Origin of the sequence: Streptomyces flaveolus (genome assembly GCF_000716535.1) — a bacterium.
In the GTDB taxonomy this organism is placed as follows: domain Bacteria; phylum Actinomycetota; class Actinomycetes; order Streptomycetales; family Streptomycetaceae; genus Streptomyces; species Streptomyces flaveolus_A.
In genome coordinates this window covers 200,261-216,844 of sequence record NZ_JNWV01000037.1, presented here as the reverse complement: position 1 = coordinate 216,844, position 16,584 = coordinate 200,261, and the positions used below count along the sequence as shown (strand labels likewise).

16 protein-coding genes and 2 tRNA genes are annotated in these 16,584 nt (G+C 71.2%); 8 read left to right on the top strand and 10 right to left on the bottom strand.

The features are described from left to right. Positions 1–32 precede the first annotated feature (32 nt). The 4 genes from rsrA to OO52_RS35590 all read right to left on the bottom strand — a co-directional run bounded on the left by rsrA (position 33) and on the right by OO52_RS35590 (position 2,756). Complete coding sequence (gene rsrA, locus OO52_RS35605; protein WP_030657159.1) at positions 33–344, bottom strand: mycothiol system anti-sigma-R factor; 312 nt, start codon at positions 342–344, stop codon at positions 33–35. Beyond that, positions 341–1,036 (bottom strand): sigma-70 family RNA polymerase sigma factor, encoded by a 696-nt coding sequence (locus OO52_RS35600; protein WP_030657157.1) that lies wholly within the window; start codon positions 1,034–1,036, stop codon positions 341–343. The genes rsrA and OO52_RS35600 overlap by 4 nt, the downstream gene beginning before the upstream one ends. 255 nt (positions 1,037–1,291) lie before the next feature. Next, positions 1,292–1,939 (bottom strand): alpha/beta hydrolase family protein, encoded by a 648-nt coding sequence (locus tag OO52_RS35595; RefSeq protein ID WP_030657155.1) that lies wholly within the window; start codon positions 1,937–1,939, stop codon positions 1,292–1,294. Between the two features lies 1 nt (position 1,940). Then, positions 1,941–2,756 (bottom strand): SOS response-associated peptidase, encoded by an 816-nt coding sequence (locus tag OO52_RS35590; RefSeq protein ID WP_030657153.1) that lies wholly within the window; start codon positions 2,754–2,756, stop codon positions 1,941–1,943. 50 nt (positions 2,757–2,806) lie between these two features. Here OO52_RS35590 and OO52_RS35585 point away from each other — a divergent pair, with 50 nt between their 5' ends. From OO52_RS35585 to OO52_RS35565, 5 genes are all read left to right on the top strand, one after another. Beyond that, on the top strand, positions 2,807–3,529 hold the full coding sequence (locus OO52_RS35585; protein ID WP_030657151.1) for a M50 family metallopeptidase: 723 nt from the start codon (positions 2,807–2,809) through the stop codon (positions 3,527–3,529). Positions 3,530–3,557: 28 nt separating this feature from the next. Next, positions 3,558–4,874: a 3-phosphoshikimate 1-carboxyvinyltransferase gene (gene aroA / locus OO52_RS35580; RefSeq protein WP_030657149.1), complete on the top strand. Its 1,317-nt coding sequence runs from the start codon at positions 3,558–3,560 to the stop codon at positions 4,872–4,874. 11 nt (positions 4,875–4,885) lie between these two features. Then, a complete protein-coding gene (rsgA, locus tag OO52_RS35575; protein WP_030657147.1) occupies positions 4,886–5,932 on the top strand; it encodes a ribosome small subunit-dependent GTPase A in 1,047 nt (348 codons plus the stop codon). Between the two features lie 84 nt (positions 5,933–6,016). After that, positions 6,017–6,340 (top strand): DMT family transporter, encoded by a 324-nt coding sequence (locus OO52_RS35570; protein ID WP_030657145.1) that lies wholly within the window; start codon positions 6,017–6,019, stop codon positions 6,338–6,340. A gap of 25 nt (positions 6,341–6,365) precedes the next feature. Then, a complete protein-coding gene (locus tag OO52_RS35565) occupies positions 6,366–6,971 on the top strand; it encodes a hypothetical protein (RefSeq protein WP_030657143.1) in 606 nt (201 codons plus the stop codon). An 8-nt stretch (positions 6,972–6,979) separates the two neighbouring features. Here OO52_RS35565 and OO52_RS35560 read toward each other — a convergent pair whose 3' ends face one another. Further along, entirely contained in the window at positions 6,980–7,585 is a 606-nt protein-coding gene (locus tag OO52_RS35560) for a TetR/AcrR family transcriptional regulator (protein ID WP_030657141.1), read from the bottom strand. A 124-nt stretch (positions 7,586–7,709) separates the two neighbouring features. On the opposite strand from OO52_RS35560, the gene hisN reads away from it, so the two are divergent. Both hisN and OO52_RS35550 read left to right on the top strand, forming a co-directional pair. Continuing rightward, entirely contained in the window at positions 7,710–8,510 is an 801-nt protein-coding gene (gene hisN, locus OO52_RS35555; RefSeq protein WP_030657139.1) for a histidinol-phosphatase, read from the top strand. Positions 8,511–8,670: 160 nt separating this feature from the next. After that, complete coding sequence (locus OO52_RS35550; RefSeq protein WP_030657137.1) at positions 8,671–9,066, top strand: CBS domain-containing protein; 396 nt, start codon at positions 8,671–8,673, stop codon at positions 9,064–9,066. Between the two features lie 66 nt (positions 9,067–9,132). Here OO52_RS35550 and OO52_RS35545 read toward each other — a convergent pair whose 3' ends face one another. Continuing rightward, entirely contained in the window at positions 9,133–10,587 is a 1,455-nt protein-coding gene (locus OO52_RS35545; protein WP_030657135.1) for a catalase, read from the bottom strand. A gap of 145 nt (positions 10,588–10,732) precedes the next feature. Between OO52_RS35545 and OO52_RS35540 the strand changes: the two genes are divergently transcribed. Further along, positions 10,733–11,149, top strand: coding sequence for a Fur family transcriptional regulator (locus tag OO52_RS35540; protein WP_030657133.1), 417 nt, complete (start codon positions 10,733–10,735; stop codon positions 11,147–11,149). A 138-nt stretch (positions 11,150–11,287) separates the two neighbouring features. On the opposite strand, the gene OO52_RS35535 is transcribed toward OO52_RS35540, so the two are convergent. The 4 genes from OO52_RS35535 to OO52_RS35520 form a co-directional block, all read right to left on the bottom strand. Further along, positions 11,288–11,361 (bottom strand) — tRNA-Met (locus OO52_RS35535). Between the two features lie 68 nt (positions 11,362–11,429). Beyond that, a complete protein-coding gene (locus OO52_RS35530; protein ID WP_030657131.1) occupies positions 11,430–13,241 on the bottom strand; it encodes a tetratricopeptide repeat protein in 1,812 nt (603 codons plus the stop codon). A 205-nt stretch (positions 13,242–13,446) separates the two neighbouring features. Further along, positions 13,447–13,520 (bottom strand) — tRNA-Met (locus OO52_RS35525). A 41-nt stretch (positions 13,521–13,561) separates the two neighbouring features. Beyond that, positions 13,562–16,447, bottom strand: coding sequence for a UPF0182 family membrane protein (locus OO52_RS35520; RefSeq protein WP_234329474.1), 2,886 nt, complete (start codon positions 16,445–16,447; stop codon positions 13,562–13,564). Between the last annotated feature and the right edge of the window lie 137 nt (positions 16,448–16,584).

Here is a 16,584-nt window from a genome sequence, read left to right as displayed (position 1 = left end):
ATTAGCACGTTCGGGTGATATGCCCCGGCGTGTCAGGACTCCTGCGGTGCCGCCGGGGCCTTGGTCACATCGTGCTCCGGCACGGTCTGCCCGGAGCGGATCAGGTCGATCCGTCCCATGACCTTGGCCCGCAGGTCGGCGGGCACGTCGTCATGCCCGCAGCACCGCTTCACCAGCTTCTTCACGGCCTGCTCCAGGCCGTACTTCTCCAGGCACGGCGAGCATTCCTCGAAGTGGTGCTGGAACTTGTCGCGGTCGACGTCCGGCATCTCGCTGTCGAGGAACTCGTACAGGTGGTCGAGGACCTCACTGCAGTCCGTCTCGTGCGGCTCTCCGCAGCTCATGAGCCCGAGCCTTTCGCTTCGTTCGACTCTCCGGCGCCGGCCGGGACCAGCCCGCGCTCACGGGCGTAGTCCTCCAGCATGCCGCGCAGCTGACGGCGGCCCCGGTGCAGCCGGGACATCACCGTACCGATGGGTGTCCCCATGATGTCCGCGATCTCCTTGTAGGCAAACCCCTCGACGTCCGCGAGATAGACGGCGATGCGGAACTCCTCGGGGATGGCCTGGAGCGCTTCCTTCACGTCCGAGTCGGGCAGGTGGTCGAGCGCCTGCGACTCGGCGGAGCGCAGACCCGTCGACATGTGCGACTCGGCACGGGCGAGCTGCCAGTCCTCGATCTCCTCCGCGGCGGAGCGCTGGGGCTCGCGCTGCTTCTTGCGGTAGGAGTTGATGAAGGTGTTCGTGAGGATGCGGTACAGCCACGCCTTGAGGTTGGTGCCCTCGCGGAACTGGTGGAAGGACGCGTACGCCTTGGCGTACGTCTCCTGCACCAGGTCCTCGGCGTCGGCCGGGTTGCGCGTCATGCGCAGCGCGGCCGAGTACATCTGGTCGAGGAATTCGAGCGCGTCCCGCTCGAAGCGCGCGCTGCGAGCCGTGGTCGACTCGTCGGACGCGTCCGCGCTGACGCCCTGGCCCTCGGGCCGCTCCGCCTGGCCGTTGTCGGTCCCTGCGTCGGTACCGGTGACCGGACCCACCTCCTCAAGATCCCGGGCGGGACCGAAACCGATCCCACTCGTTTCGGAGGATAGAACACGACCCGTCCCTGCCGCCGCTCGAATAGGAGCGGTCTTGGCCGCGTGCAGCACGGACCAGTCCAGGTCAGTGCGGCTGCTGCGGGCCGGGCAGATGGTCGAACCCATGCGGCGGACTTCCTCTCCTGCGACGTCGGTGCCGAAGCCGTCGGCACTTCCGTCCGGCTCAACAGCGGTCCCCCGCCCAACATTCCCGGGTCACCCGAGTGACGCGATCCACTCCCGTACCGCGCCGGTGATGATCTCCATCGCCCGCTCCTGGGTGATCTCCGCGCGCTTGGGGACGGCGAACCCGTGATCGCCGTGCGGCACCTCGATGAGCCGGAAGTCACCCTCCGGGAACTCCGCCGGCTTCCCGAAGGGGTCGTTGCCGCCCTGGACGACCAGCGTGGGCACCCCGGCCCCGAGCAGCTCGTCCGCCCGGGACTTCTCCGGCTTGCCCGGCGGGTGCAACGGGAAGCTCAGCGCGAGCACGGCGTGCGCGCCCAGCCCGGCCGCCGTGCGGCAGGCGACCCGGGCGCCGGCGCTGCGGCCCCCGGAGATCACCGGCAGGCCGGGTTCCGCGAGCGCGGGCCACACGCCCCGCCACCCGGTGTCCAGGGTCTTCGGCGCGGGAGCGACCTTCTTGCCGGCGACCCGCCAGGGCTGCTCGACGAGGGCGACGGTCACGCCGTCGGCGGGCAGCGCGGCCGCGAGCGCCCGGAGGTCGCGTGCCTCGATGCCGCCGCCGGCGCCGTGGCTCACGGCCAGCACCAGCCGGGCCCTCTTCGCCGGGTGCCAGGTGATCCGGGCGTCCCCGGCGTCCGTTCCGACCGTCTGCGTGGTCACCTCTGTCACGTGCGTCACGTCAGAAGAGTGTGCCCTCTTCCGGTCCCTCCAGCTCCTTCAGCAGCTCCGGGCTGTTGTTGCGGACGTTGCTGACGGCGGTGGACACCGGGTAGGCCCGCATCAGGCCGGCCGGAGGCGGGGCGAGCAGGTCGCGCAGGTCGTCGGGGTCGGTGCGGGAGGGGTCGAGCCAGGCGTCCCAGCGGTCCGGGGTGAGCATCAGCGGCATCCGGGGGTGGATCTCGGCGAGGGAGCGCGGGCCCTCGGCCGGGGCCACGGCCAGCGGGGTCTTCTCCGCCTCGGTGGTGATCACCGAGCAGGTGACCCACCAGGCCCGTGGGTGGTCGTCGGGCAGGGTCCGGTCGCGCCAGAACTCGTACAGCCCGGCCATCGCGAACACCGAGCCGTCGGCGGGCAGCACGAAGTACGGCTGCTTGCGCGGCCGCTTCTTCCTGCCCTCCACCTCCAGGTCGCGCTCCTGCTCGCCGGTGACCCACTCGTAGTAGCCGTCGGCCGGCAGGATGCAGCGGCGGGCGGCGAAGGCGCGCCGGTAGGCGGGCTTCTCGTGCACGGTCTCGGCGCGGGCGTTGATCATCCGGGCGCCGCCCTCCGGGGTCTTCGCCCAGGACGGGACCAGGCCCCACTTCAGCGTGCGCAGCTGGCGAACCGGACGCGGGGAGTCCGCGTCTTTCAGAGGGCGGTCCAGGACGGCGTGGACCTCCTTGGTCGGCGCCACGTTGTAGTCGGGCTCCAAGGTCTCCTCGGGCTCCCACTTCTCGACCTCGAAGATCCCCGCGAGATCCTCGGGCCTACGACTCGATGCATACCGTCCGCACATACGTGCCACACTGCCAGATTCCGTCCAGCGAAAGGGAGCCACCAGCAGATATGGACAGCCTCGCCGCCACCGCGCTGCCCGGCCTCTGGGACCGGCTCGCCGGAACCCAGCCCGATCCCGACCTGTGGGTGGTGCTGGCCACGCTGGCCGCCGCGCTCGCCGTGGTCGTCCCGCACCCGGTGTGGCGGATATCCCGCAACGCGATCACCATCGCGCACGAGGGTGGACACGGCCTGATCGCCCTGCTCACCGGCCGGCAGCTCACCGGGATCCGGCTGCACTCCGACACCAGCGGGCTCACCGTGAGCCGGGGCAAGCCGCACGGGCTGGGCATGATCCTGACGGCCGCCGCGGGCTACACGGCCCCCTCGCTGCTGGGCCTCGGCGGGGCCGCCCTGCTGGCCGCCGGGCGCATCACCCTCCTGCTGTGGGTGGCCACCGCCCTGCTGGTGGCGATGCTGGTGATGATCCGCAACGCGTACGGCGTGCTGACCGTGCTCCTCGCCGGCGGGGCGTTCCTGCTGGTGTCCTGGCTGGCGGGGTCGCAGGTGCAGGCGGCGTTCGCGTACGCGGTGGTGTGGTTCCTGCTGTTCGGCGGGGTACGGCCGCCGTTCGAGCTGCAGGCCAAGCGGTCCCGGGGCGGGGCCGGGGACTCGGACGCGGACCAGCTCTCGCGGCTGACGCACGTACCGGCGGGCCTGTGGCTGTTCCTGTTCCACGCGGTGTCGCTGTGCTCGCTGATCGGCGGGGGCCGCTGGCTGCTGGAAGGTTGAGACCGCACCCTCCTTATAAAGTGGCCCCATGGCCCCGAACACCTCCTCCACCGCCCTCTGGCCCGCCCCGCACGCGAGCGGAGCCGTCGACGCGACGGTCCACGTGCCGGGGTCCAAGTCGGTCACCAACCGCGCCCTGGTTCTCGCGGCCCTGGCCTCCGAGCCGGGCTGGCTGCGCCGCCCGCTGCGGTCCCGGGACACCCTGCTGATGGCCGGTGCCCTGCGGGCCATGGGCGTGGAGATCGAGGAGGGAGTGGGCCCGGACGGTACCGGCGAGGCCTGGCGGGTGCTGCCCACGGGCCTGTCCGGCCCGGCCACGGTCGACGTCGGCAACGCGGGCACGGTGATGCGGTTCCTGCCGCCGGTGGCCGCGCTGGCCGACGGCCCGGTCCGGTTCGACGGGGACCCGCGGTCGTACGAGCGTCCCCTGAACGGCGTGATCGACGCGCTGCGGGTGCTCGGCGCCCGGATCGACGACGACGGCCGGGGCACGCTGCCGCTGACCGTGCACGGCGGGGGCGCCCTGGACGGCGGCCCGGTGTCGATCGACGCCTCCTCGTCCTCGCAGTTCGTGTCGGCGCTGCTGCTGTCGGGCCCCCGTTTCAACCAGGGGGTGGAGGTCCGCCACACCGGCGCCAGCCTGCCCTCGATGCCGCACATCCGGATGACGGTGGACATGCTGCGCGCGGTCGGCGCCCAGGTGGACACCCCGGAGTCGGGCGGCGAGCCGAACGTGTGGCGGGTGACGCCGGGCGCGCTGCTCGGCCGGGACCTGACGATCGAGCCGGATCTGTCCAACGCGCAGCCGTTCCTGGCGGCGGCCCTGGTCACCGGTGGCAAGGTGGTGATCCCGGACTGGCCGGCCCGTACCACCCAGCCGGGTGACCGGCTGCGGGAGATCTTCACCGAGATGGGCGGTTCCTGCGAACTGACCGAGTACGGCCTCCAGTTCACCGGTTCGGGGACCATCCACGGCATCGACGTGGACCTCGGCGACGTGGGCGAGCTGACCCCGGGCATCGCGGCGGTGGCCGCGCTCGCCGACTCGCCGTCCACCCTGCGGGGCGTGGCCCATCTGCGGCTGCACGAGACGGACCGGCTGGCCGCGCTCACCAAGGAGATCAACGAGCTGGGCGGTGACGTCACGGAGACGGCCGACGGCCTGCACATCCGCCCGCGCGCGCTGCACGGCGGGACCTTCCACACCTACGAGGACCACCGCATGGCGACCGCCGGTGCGATCATCGGCCTGGCCGTGCCGGGCGTGCTGATCGAGAACGTGGCGACGACGGCGAAGACCCTGCCGGACTTCCCCGAGCTGTGGACCGGGATGCTCGGGCAGTAGGGACGTACGCCATGCGCCGCTACGGCAAGCACACCGACGAGGACGACATCCGCAGCCGTCCCAACCGCAAGGGCAACCGGCCGCGGACGAACATCCGACCCAAGCACGAGGACGCGGCAGAGGGCATGGTCCTCACCGTCGACCGGGGGCGGCTGACCTGCCTGGTCGACGACCGGGTCGTGATGGCGATGAAGGCGCGTGAGCTGGGCCGCAAGGCGGCCGTGGTGGGCGACCGGGTGGCCCTGGTCGGGGACCTGTCCGGCAAGAAGGACACGCTCGCGCGGATCGTCCGCATCGAGGAGCGGACGTCGGTGCTGCGCCGCACGGCCGACGACGACGATCCGTTCGAGCGGGTGGTCGTCGCCAACGCCGACCAGCTCGCGATCGTGACGGCCCTGGCCGATCCCGAACCCCGCCCCCGGCTGATCGACCGCTGCCTGGTCGCGGCCTTCGACGGCGGTCTGGAGCCGCTGCTGGTGATGACCAAGTCGGACCTGGCCCCGCCGGACAAGCTGCTGGAGCTGTACGGCGCCCTCGACATCCCGTACGTCGTCACCAGCCGCGAGGAACTGGAGACCGGGGACGCGGCGGACCGGGTCCGCGAGCACCTGGACGGCAAGATCACCGCGTTCGTGGGCCACTCGGGCGTCGGCAAGACGACCCTGGTCAACGCGCTGGTGCCCAAGGAGCGCCGGCGTATGACGGGACACGTCAACGCGGTGACCGGCCGGGGCCGGCACACCACCACCTCCGCCCTCGCCCTGCCGCTCACCGGTGGTGGGGGCACCTCCCGCTCGAGCGGAGCCGAGAGTGGGGGAGGCTGGGTCGTCGACACGCCGGGGGTCCGCTCCTTCGGGCTCGCGCACATCGACCCGTCCCGGGTCATCCACGCCTTCCCCGACCTCGAACCCGGCACGGCGGGCTGCCCGCGCGCGTGCAGCCACGACGAGCCGGACTGCGCGCTGGACGCGTGGGTGGAGGAGGGACACGCGGACCCGGCACGGCTGTACTCGCTGCGTCGGCTGCTGGCCACCAGGGAGCGCAAGGAGGGCGACTGAGCCTCGCGTTGTTTGCCGGGGTGCGAGGCCGGTAAGTGCATAATCGCACCGAGCCGGAGATCCGGATCAACGGGAGGACCACACATGGCGTGGCTGCTGGTCATAGTGGCCGGGATACTGGAGACCGGCTTCGCCGTGTGCCTGAAGCTCTCGCACGGGTTCACGCGCCTGTGGCCGACGATCGCCTTCGCGTCGTTCGCCCTGGGCAGCTTCGGCCTGCTCACCCTGTCCCTGAAGAAGCTGGACGTCGGCCCCGCCTATGCCGTGTGGACCGGCATCGGCGCGGCGGGCACCGCCATCTACGGCATGGTCTTCCTCGGCGACCTGGTCTCCACCCTGAAGATCGTGTCGATCAGCCTGGTCATCATCGGGGTGATCGGGCTGCAGTTGTCGGGGTCGGCGCACTAGGGATCGGCGCACTAGGGGGCGGGGCATGGAGGGCACGGATCCGTCCCGGCACCACGACTCGGGCCGCTGGCTGGTCCAGTACACCGGCCGGGTGCTGGTGGTCTGCCCGGGCTGCGGTGGCCGCGCGCTGGTCATCCCCCGGCCGGACCTGCCTGCGCCGCCGTACTTCAGCGAGCTGCTGGTCCTGCCTCGCCGGCTGACCTGCGCGGGCTGCGGCGCGATCGCCCGCTGGACGGCGGACCTGCGCGGCCGGGGACTGGTCGGGGCCCAGCCGGGCGGCACCGAGGACCCCTTCTTCCGGCGCCCCCTGTGGCTCCAGACCCGGTGCCTCGGCCGCGTGCTGTGGGCCTTCAACGAGGAGCATCTCGAAGCGCTGGCCGCCTACGTCGGTGCCGGGTTGCGCGAGCGGGGCCCCGCGCGTCCGACCATGGCGATGTTCGCGCGGCTGCCCCGGTGGATGAAGGAGTCCGGCCACCGTGCCGAGGTGCTGGCCGGCCTGGACCGGCTGCGGGACCTCGCCCGGCGCTCCGCACCCGCCGACCGCTCCGACGCCGCGCACGCACGCGGGGACCGGCCCCGCCACTACGGGGCCCTGTACTTCCGGGGCGGGCCCTACGAGGACGGTGTCTGAGGCCGCCCTCACACCAGGTGCCGTGGCAGCACCGCCCGGACCAGCTCCGCCATCCCGCCCTCCCCCGGCGGCGCCGCCACGCAGGACAGCGCGAGGCGTACGACCAGCTCACAGGAGCGGAGCAGGTCGGCGGTGTCGGCCGGGTCGGCGCCGGGACCGGCCAGCGCGGTCGCCGCGCGGTCCCGGACGATCCGCACGAAGTCGCGGGGCGCGGGCAGCGGCCCGTCCGCCCGGCGCTGTGCCGGTATCGCGGTGGCGGAGGGTACGGCGGTGAGCGGCGGGCTCGGCAGCCGCTCGGTCCAGCAACCGGTGAGCATGGCGCGGACCAGCGCGTTGTCCCGGGCCGCGGTGGCCGTCCACTCGGCGGTGGCGGTGAGCCGGTCCCGCGCCTCGGCGGAACCGGCGAGGGCCCGCTCGACGCCGGCGAGGTATCCGTCGGCCTCCCGCCGCACCAGCGCCCGGGCCAGGCCGTCCTTGCTGCCGAACTCGTTGTACAGGGTCTGCCGGGACACCCCGGCCGACGCGGCGACGTCGACCATCCGCACAGCGGACCACGGCCGGCGCGCGAGCGCCGTGTACGCGGCGTCCAACAGCGATTCCCGGGCAGCAGGCATCCTCGCCTCCCTGGGCCACAGCGACTCTGCGCCCAGATTTGACGCGCTTGTATGCACTGTCAAGGGTTTGCGCCGGCCGCGCGGAGGCAGCCTGCCGGCGCCGGGAAGCGATACCGTTCCTCACATGCCCGACTACCTCGACGACCTCCGCCTCGCCCACGTCCTCGCGGACGCGGCCGACGCCGCCACCACGGCCCGCTTCAAGGCCCTCGACCTCAAGGTGGAGACGAAGCCGGACATGACCCCGGTGAGCGAAGCGGACAAGGCGGCGGAAGAACTCATCCGCGGCCAGCTCCAGCGCGCCCGCCCGCGGGACGCCGTCCTCGGCGAGGAGTACGGCATCGAGGGCACGGGTCCCCGCCGCTGGGTGATCGACCCGATCGACGGCACGAAGAACTACGTCCGGGGCGTCCCGGTCTGGGCCACCCTGATCTCCCTGATGGAGGCGGGGCAGGGCGGGTACGAGCCCGTCGTCGGCGTCGTCTCCGCGCCCGCTCTCGGCCGCCGCTGGTGGGCCGCGAAGGGCCACGGCGCCTTCACGGGCCGCAACCTCACCTCGGCGACCCGTATCCACGTCTCGCGCGTCGGCAAGCTCGCGGACGCCTCGTTCGCGTACTCGTCGCTGTCGGGCTGGGAGGAGCAGAACCGCCTGGACGGCTTCCTGGACCTGTCCCGCCAGGTGTGGCGCACGCGCGCCTACGGCGACTTCTGGCCGTACATGATGGTCGCCGAGGGCTCCGTGGACATCTGCGCCGAGCCGGAGCTGTCCCTGTGGGACATGGCCGCCAACGCGGTCATCGTGACGGAGGCGGGCGGCACCTTCACCGGCCTCGACGGTCGCCCGGGCCCGCACAGCGGCAACGCCGGGGCGTCCAACGGCCTCCTCCACGACGAGCTGCTGGAGTATCTCAACCCGCGCCCGTGAGGAACCGGGAGAGGAACGGGAGTACCCCCGCTACGCCCTCAACTGGCGCCGCGCGCCCCCTTGTTGACCCTCCCTTTACCTGGCACTCTGAACCCACCCCCACTTGTGAATTTGTGAATCCCTGAACTGTTCCCAGGGGTTCCTAGGAGGTGGTCCGTCCATGCTCGTCCGTGACGCCATGAGCACGGTGATACTCACCCTCGGCCCCGCCCACACCCTCCGCCAGGCAGCCGCCCTGATGTCCGCCCGCCGCGTCGGCGCCGCCGTGGTCCTCGACCCGGATGCCGGCGGCATCGGCATCCTGACCGAACGCGACATCCTCAACTCCGTCGGCCTCGGGCAGAACCCGGACGCCGAGCGCGCCCACGCCCACACCACCACCGACGTCGTCTTCGCCACCCCCACCTGGACCCTCGAGGAGGCGGCCCGCGCCATGGCGCACGGCGGCTTCCGCCACCTCGTCGTCCTCGACCGCGGCGACGTGGCCGGGATCGTCTCGGTCCGCGACATCGTCCGCCGCTGGCTGCCGGCCCGCGAGCCCACGCCCGCGCTGTGACATGCGAAGCGGGCCGGACCCCGAGCACCGTGGGGTCCGGCCCGCCCAGCCGCGAGGGCGCTCGGCTCAGCCGCGCAGCTCCCGCACCGCCGCTTCCAGCCGCTTGCCGAAGTCGGCGTCGGCGCTCGCGAAGTTGCCGATCGCGCGCTCGGCGATGTCCTCGCGGGACACCTGGGAGATGGCGCCCGCCAGGTTGGCGATCAGTCGCTCCTTCTCCGCCTCCGACATCAGCCGGTAGAGGTTGCCCGCCTGCACGAAGTCGTCGTCCTCGGCGTGCAGGGGCGTCGGGTGGTTGCCGGTGCCGGCCGTGAAGCCGTCGAACGGCTGCCAGAGCGGACGGCCGGTCTGCTGCGGACCGCCGAAGCTGTTCGGCTCGTAGTTCTTGGCACCGCCGTGCCGGCCGTCGTAGAGGAAGCCGTCACGGGAGTTGGTCCGCGCCTCGGTGGCGTGCGGGCGGTTCACCGGCAGGTGGTCGGCGTTGATGCCGACGCGGTAGCGGTGGGCGTCGCCGTAGGCGAAGAGCCGGCCCTGGAGCATCTTGTCGGGCGACGGGCCGATGCCGGGCACGAAGTGCGCCGGGGAGAAGATCGACTGCTCGACCTCGGCGAAGATGTTCTGCGGGTTGCGGTTCAGCTCCAGCTTGCCGATCTCGATGACCGGGTAGTCCGCGTGCGGCCAGACCTTGGTCAGGTCGAACGGGTTGAAGCGGTACGTCGCCGCGTCCGCCGCCGGCATGATCTGCACGCCCACGGTCCAGCTCGGGAACTCGCCGCGCTCGATCGCCTCTCGCAGGTCGCGCTGGTGCGAGTCGGGGTCCTTGCCCGCGAGGACCTCGGCCTCCTCGGCGGTGAGGTTCTTGATCCCCTGGTCGGTCTTGAAGTGGTACTTGACCCAGAAGACCTCGCCGGCCGCGTTGTTCCACTGGTAGGTGTGCGAGCCGAAGCCGTCCATGTGGCGGTACGACGCCGGGATGCCGCGGTCACCGAAGAGCCAGGTCACCTGGTGGGTCGACTCGGGCGACAGCGACCAGAAGTCCCACACGTTGTCGGCCTCGGTGCTGCCCGTGTACGGGTCGCGCTTCTGGGTGTGGATGAAGTCCGGGAACTTGATCGCGTCCCGGATGAAGAAGACCGGGGTGTTGTTGCCGACGAGGTCGTAGTTGCCCTCCTCGGTGTAGAACTTCAGCGCGAAGCCGCGCGGGTCGCGGACGGCGTCCGCCGCGCCGAGGTTGCCGGCCACGGTCGAGAAGCGCAGGAAGACCTCGGTCTGCTTGCCGGCCTCGGAGAGGAACGCGGCGCGCGTGTACGGCGTGACATCGGCGGTCACCGTGAAGGTGCCGTACGCGCCGGCGCCACGGGCGTGCACCACACGCTCCGGGATGCGCTCGCGGTTGAAGTGCGCCAGCTTCTCCAGCAGGAGCTGGTCCTGGACGAGGACCGGCCCGCCGACGCCCGCCGTCTCGCTGTTCTGGTTGTCGGCGACCGGGGCACCGGCCTCCGTGGTGAGCGGTCCCTGCGTCACGTGCGCCTCCTGCGTCATCACTGACTAGTCCTGTCCTGTGGCCAAAGCCGGTTCCGATCCTACAATGGACATTGTCTAAGTCAAACGACGATCCAAAGTCACACCTGTTCCCGATCTGGGGACCCTTCCTGTTAGGCTGGTAGCCATGAGCGACCTTCTGGAACGGCTGCGTGGACGCGGATGGCGGATGACCGCGCAGCGGCGCGTGGTGGCCGAGGTCCTGAACGGCGAGCACGTCCATCTGACGGCCGACGAGGTCCACGCACGGGCTGTCGCGAAGCTGCCCGAGATCTCCCGGGCCACCGTCTACAACACGCTGGGCGAGCTGGTCACGCTCGGCGAGGTGCTGGAAGTCACCACGGACAAGCGCGCCAAGCGGTACGACCCGAACGCGCACCAGCCACACCATCACCTGGTCTGCGCCCGGTGCGGCGCGATCCGTGACGTGCACCCGACCGGCAACCCCCTCGCCGACCTCCCCGACACCGAGCGCTTCGGCTTCACGGTGTCGGACGTCGAGGTGACGTACCGGGGGCTGTGCCCGAACTGCGCGGGCGCGTAGCACACCCGCTTCCCTGGAGCCCCGGCATCCGCCGGGGCTCTTCGCGTACGTACGAGCGTCTGCGCGCACGGAGGCCCTTCGCGCACGAAAGCACCGAGGGCCGGAACCCATCTCTGGATTCCGGCCCTCGGCCTTCAGTAGCGGGGACAGGATTTGAACCTGCGACCTCTGGGTTATGAGCCCAGCGAGCTACCGAGCTGCTCCACCCCGCGTCGGTGAACACGACACTACGTGAGGGAAGCATCGAGAAGCAAATCAGTTGAGGCCGGGGTGTCCAGCGTCACGCCGAGAGCTCCTCCCGCAGCGCGTCCCGCAGTCGTCCCGCCCGCTCGGACACCTCCGCCGGCCCCAGCGCGACCGCTCTGTCGGCCCACCGCTGCCCCTCCGCCAGCTCGCCGCGACGCGCGTAGACGAGGGCCAGCCGCAGCGCCGCCCGCCCGTGCCCGGCGTCGGCGGCCCGGGTCCACCACACCGCCGCCTCGGGCTCGCTCCCCTCGCGGGCGAGCAGCAGCCCCAGGTTGAAGGCGCCGTTGCGCGAGCCGGCCTCGGCGGCCGCCCGGTACCACCGCGCCGCCTCCACGACGTCTCCCCGCGCCGCCGCGAGCATGCCGACCCGCACCTGCGCCCGCCGGTGCCCCTGCGAGGCGGCACGCTCGTACCACTCCTCGCACTCGGTCTTCTCCTGCACGGTCTCCCCCAGCTCGTGCGCGGGCTCCGGCGGCCGGCGCGCGTCGAGCAGGGCGGCCAGCCGGTATGCGCCCTCCGCGCTGCCGCTGCCCGCCGCACAGCGCAGATGCCGTTCGGCCTCCTGCTCGTCGCCCTGGCGCAGCCGGGCGATCCCGACCTGGAGCGCGGCCTCGGCGTGCCCGGCGGCCGCCGCCCGCTCGTACCAGCGCAGCGCCATCGCGTCCTCGCCGCGCCCGGCGTAGAGGATGCCGAGGTTGAACGCGGCGTCCACGCTTCCGGCCTCGGCGGCCTTGGAGAACCACGGCTCGGCCCCGGTCGGGTCGCCGTTCTGGAGCAGCAGGATGGCCAGCGCGTTCGCGGCCTCCCGGTGTCCGGCGTACGCGGCCCGGCGGTACCACTGCTCGGCCTGCGCGGTCCGGCCCTGCTCGGCGCAGAGCAGCCCGAGGTTGTAGGCGCCGTTGTCGTCGCCCGCGTCCAGCGCGGCCCGGTACCACCGCTCGGCGGTCTGGGTCTCGCCGCGCTCGGCGTGCAGCGCGCCCAGCGCGTTGGCCGCGTTGCCGTCGCCGTCCTGGGCGGCGCGCAGCCACCACACGGCCGCGCTCTCGGTGTCGCCGGCGTCGCGCAGCAGGAAGCCCAGTGCGCAGGCGGCCCGCGGCTCGCCGTCCTTGGCGGAGGTCAGGTACCAGCGCCCGGCCTCCTTCAGCTCGCCGCGCTTCTCCAGGATCGCCCCGAGCTGCAGCGCGGCCCGCCGGTGCCCGCGTGCGGCGGCCTGCCGGTACCACTGCTCGGCCTCCGCGACAGCGTTGTCACCCCCGGTCTCGTCCCCGGGTCCGGCCGTGCGGTCGAGCGCGCGCGCCAGCCGGTAGGCGGCCTCCCGGTGCCCGCGCTCGGCGGCGGCACGCATCCAGTGCTCCGCGCCGACGTCCCCGCGGTGCTCCAGCAGGTCGGCGAGCGCGTAGGCGCCGAGGGCATGGCCCTGCTCGGCGGACTGCCGCAGCCAGTACTCGGCGGCGGGTTCGTCCCCGCGCTCGCGGTGGTGGCGGCCCAGCGCGTGCGCGGCGGCGGCGGAACCGGCGACGGCGGCGATCCGCCACCAGCCGGCCGCCTCCTCGGGGTAGCCGCGCTGGTGCAGCAGGACGCCCAGGTTGTTGGCGGCGGCCCGGTCACCGGCCGCGGTGGCCGCGCGCAGGTGGGGTTCGGCTCCGTCGAGGTCGCCGCGGCGCAGCAGCATGGCTCCGAGGACGCTGGCCGCCTCGGCGTCACCGCTCTGCGCGGCGAGCGCGAGGCGTGTCTCCTCGGCGGCGTCCCCCATGTCCACCATCTCGTCGCGGGCCGGCTCCATGTCGGAAGGCTGCACAAATCGCCCTGACTCGAACAGAGTTGCCTTGTCCCCCATAACGTCCATCGTCGCACCACCTGCAACCTGGGTACACCCGGTATACCGCAGCCCGTGAGGTCACTTGAGCGTTTTGTCGACATGCCCACAGAGAGACAAGTCAAACACATACCGCCCAACTCCCCACGGCGGCGCGGCCGTCCCTCCCCTCAGTACATGAGTTCGCACACCACGAAGGCCCGGATCCGTATTGGATCCGGGCCTTCGACTTCAGTAGCGGGGACAGGATTTGAACCTGCGACCTCTGGGTTATGAGCCCAGCGAGCTACCGAGCTGCTCCACCCCGCGCCGTTGTGTGTCAACCGTACCACGGCGCGAGGCGGTCTTGATCAACTCTGCTTCTTGTCGCCGTTCTTGCCGCCGGTGCCGCCCGTCGTGGACTGGGCCTTCTCGGCCTGCTTCAGCGCGTCCTGGAGGTCCTTCTGCGCCTTGGCGTACGCGTCCCAGTCCGGCCCGTTCTTCAGCGCTTCCTGCCCGGCGTCGAACGCCTTCTGGGCGTCTTCCAACGCCTGCTTGACCGTCGGATTGCTGGTGTTGGGCGGGGGGGTGGTCTCCGGCGGTCTGGTCGAACTCTTCACCCCGAACACCTCGTTGAGGGCCTCGTCCAGGGTGTCCTTGAAGGCGGTCCTGCCCCCGTAGGTGACCAGGACCTTCCTCAGCAACGGGTACTTGAGCGAGCCACCGCGGACGTAGACGGGCTCCGCGTACAGCAGGCCCCCGTCCAGCGGCACGGTCAGCAGATTGCCGTACTCGACCTTCGAGTGCCCGCGGCTGAGCAGGCTGATGGTCTCCGCGATGTCCGATTCCGAGTTGAACTGGCTCTGCACCTGTTTGGGGCCGTCGACGGTCGTGTTCGTCGGCAGCTTCAGGACTCTGATCCTGCCGTAGTCGCTGGTGCGCGGGTCGGAGTCGACGGCCATGAAGGCGCTGAGGTTGTCCCGCCCGTTGGGTGTGAACGTCGTCGTCAGCGAGAACGCCTGCTCGCTCTGGCCCGGCATCTTCATGCTCAGGTAGTACGGCGGCACCGCGCTGCCCGAGTTGTTCGTCGGATCGTCCGGGACCTCCCACACCTCGCTGCCGGTGAGGAAGGTCTGCGCGTCCGTCACGTGGTAGCGGGTGAGCAGCTCGCGCTGCACCTTGAACAGGTCCTGCGGATAGCGCAGGTGGTCCATCAGCTCCGCGGAGATCGCGCTGCGTGGCTCCACCGTGTCGGGGAAGGCCTTCATCCAGGTCTTCAGCACCGGGTCCTGGGTGTCCCACTGGTACAGCTTGACCTCGCCGGTGTACGCGTCGACGGTCGCCTTCACCGAGTTGCGGATGTAGTTGACCTGGTTCTGCTGGGCCACCACCGCGCGCGAGTTGTTCGTCGCGGTCAGCGAGTCGGCCGTCGTGTCACCGAGGGTCGTACGGGAGGAGTACGGGTAGCCGTTCGACGTCGTGTACGCGTCGACGATCCACTGGATGCGGCCGTTCACGACCGCCGGGTACGCGTCGCCGTCGATGGTCAGCCAGGGGGCGACCGCCTCCACGCGCTCCTTGGGCGTGCGGTTGTACAGGATCCGTGAGCCCTTGCCGATCGCGCCCGAGTAGAGGATCTGCGGCTCGTTGAACGCCACCGCGTACGCGGCCCGGTTGACCGGGTTGTCGAGGTTGACCCCGCTCTTGCCCTGGTAGCTGGTGGTCATCTCACGGTCGTTGTCGGAGTAGTCGACCTCCTTCTGGGGGCCTCCGACGATCGAGTACGTGGTGGTCTTCTCGCCGTAGTAGATCCGCTGTTCGTACGTCCCGAGGTCGCCCTGGGACGGCAGGTTCTTCTCCGTGAAGACCGGCCGGCCCTCGGAGTCCGCCTCGGTGCCCTTGGCGGCCACCACGCCGAAGCCGTGCGTGTAGCGGAAGTGGTCGTTGATCCAGTTGTTCTTCGGGATGCCGTCCAGGTTCAGTTCGCGCAGACCGATGACGGTGTCCTGCTCCTTGCCGTCCTTGGTGTACCGGTCGACGTCGAGGTTGGTCGGGAATCCGTAGTAGGCCTTGATCTGCTGGAGCTGCTGGAACGTCGGCGAGACGACGTTCGGGTCCATGATGCGGATGCTGGCCGTGGCGTCGACCTGGTCGCGCAGCTTGGTCTTGTCCGGGGTCGTGGACTTGCCCGGGTACTCGGTGACCTTGGCCTGGTCGATGCCGTAGGCCTCGCGGGTCGCCTTCAGGTTCTTCTGGACGTACGGCGCCTCCTTGGCCTGCTCGTTCGGCTGGACCTGGAACTTCTGCACGATGGCCGGGTACAGGCCGCCGATCAGGATCGCCGACAGGACCATCAGGCCGAAGCCGATGACCGGAAGCTGCCAGGTGCGGCGCCAGAGGGTGGCGAAGAACAGCAGCGCGCAGATGACGGCGATGCAGAACAGGATCGTCTTGGCCGGCAGGTAGGCGTTGGCGTCGACGTAGCGCAGGCCGGTCCAGTTGCCCGTGGCCTTGAAGTCGCTGGACTTGACGGCGAGGCCGTACCGGTCCAGCCAGTAGGCGACCGCCTTGAGGGCGACGAAGATGCCGAGCAGCACCGACAGGTGTCCGGTCGCGGCGGCGGTGGCGCGCGCCCCCGGGCTGGTGACGCGCAGCCCGCCGTACAGGTAGTGCGTGAGCGCGGCGGCGATCAGGCACAGGATGGCGGCGGCGAAGCCGAAGCCCAGCAGGAAGCGGTACCAGGGCAGGTCGAAGGCGTAGAAGGAGACGTCGAGGTGGAACTGCGGGTCCTTCTGGTGGAAGGGCACGCCGTTCACCCACATCAGCCAGGTCCGCCACTGGCCGGCCGCCGAGGCGCCCGCGATCAGTCCGACCAGGGCGGTGACGGCGAGCAGCAGCCACTTCTTGTACGGCGCGATGGCCATGCGGTAGCGGTCGAGGCTCTGCTGCTCCATGGACATGGCGCTGAGCGGGGGCCGCAGCCGGTGCGCGAGCCAGATGTTGAGGCCGACCGCGGCCGCCATCAGCAGGCCGAAGACGAAGAAGAGCCCGATCTTGGTCGACAGGGTGGTGGTGAACACGGACGAGTAGTGCACCGACCGATACCACAGCCAGTCCGTCCAGAAGCCCGCGAACATGGTGAAGACCATGCCGAGCACGGCGAGGACGCCCAGTGTCACGAGCAGGGTCCTCACCCTCCGGGACGGGCGGCCCGCTCTGATCCGTGGCCCCGTCGGGCCTCCGCCGCGGTCCGGCATCTGGAAAGCCAAGGTGCGCACCTCGAAGTTCGCTGTCGATCCGTCAGACCCTCGGGTTCGCGGGCCCGCCGTGGCCCCCCGTGATCGCGGGCCCACACCTATGCAACTTACTCACGGTTTACTCGGTTCCCGATTCC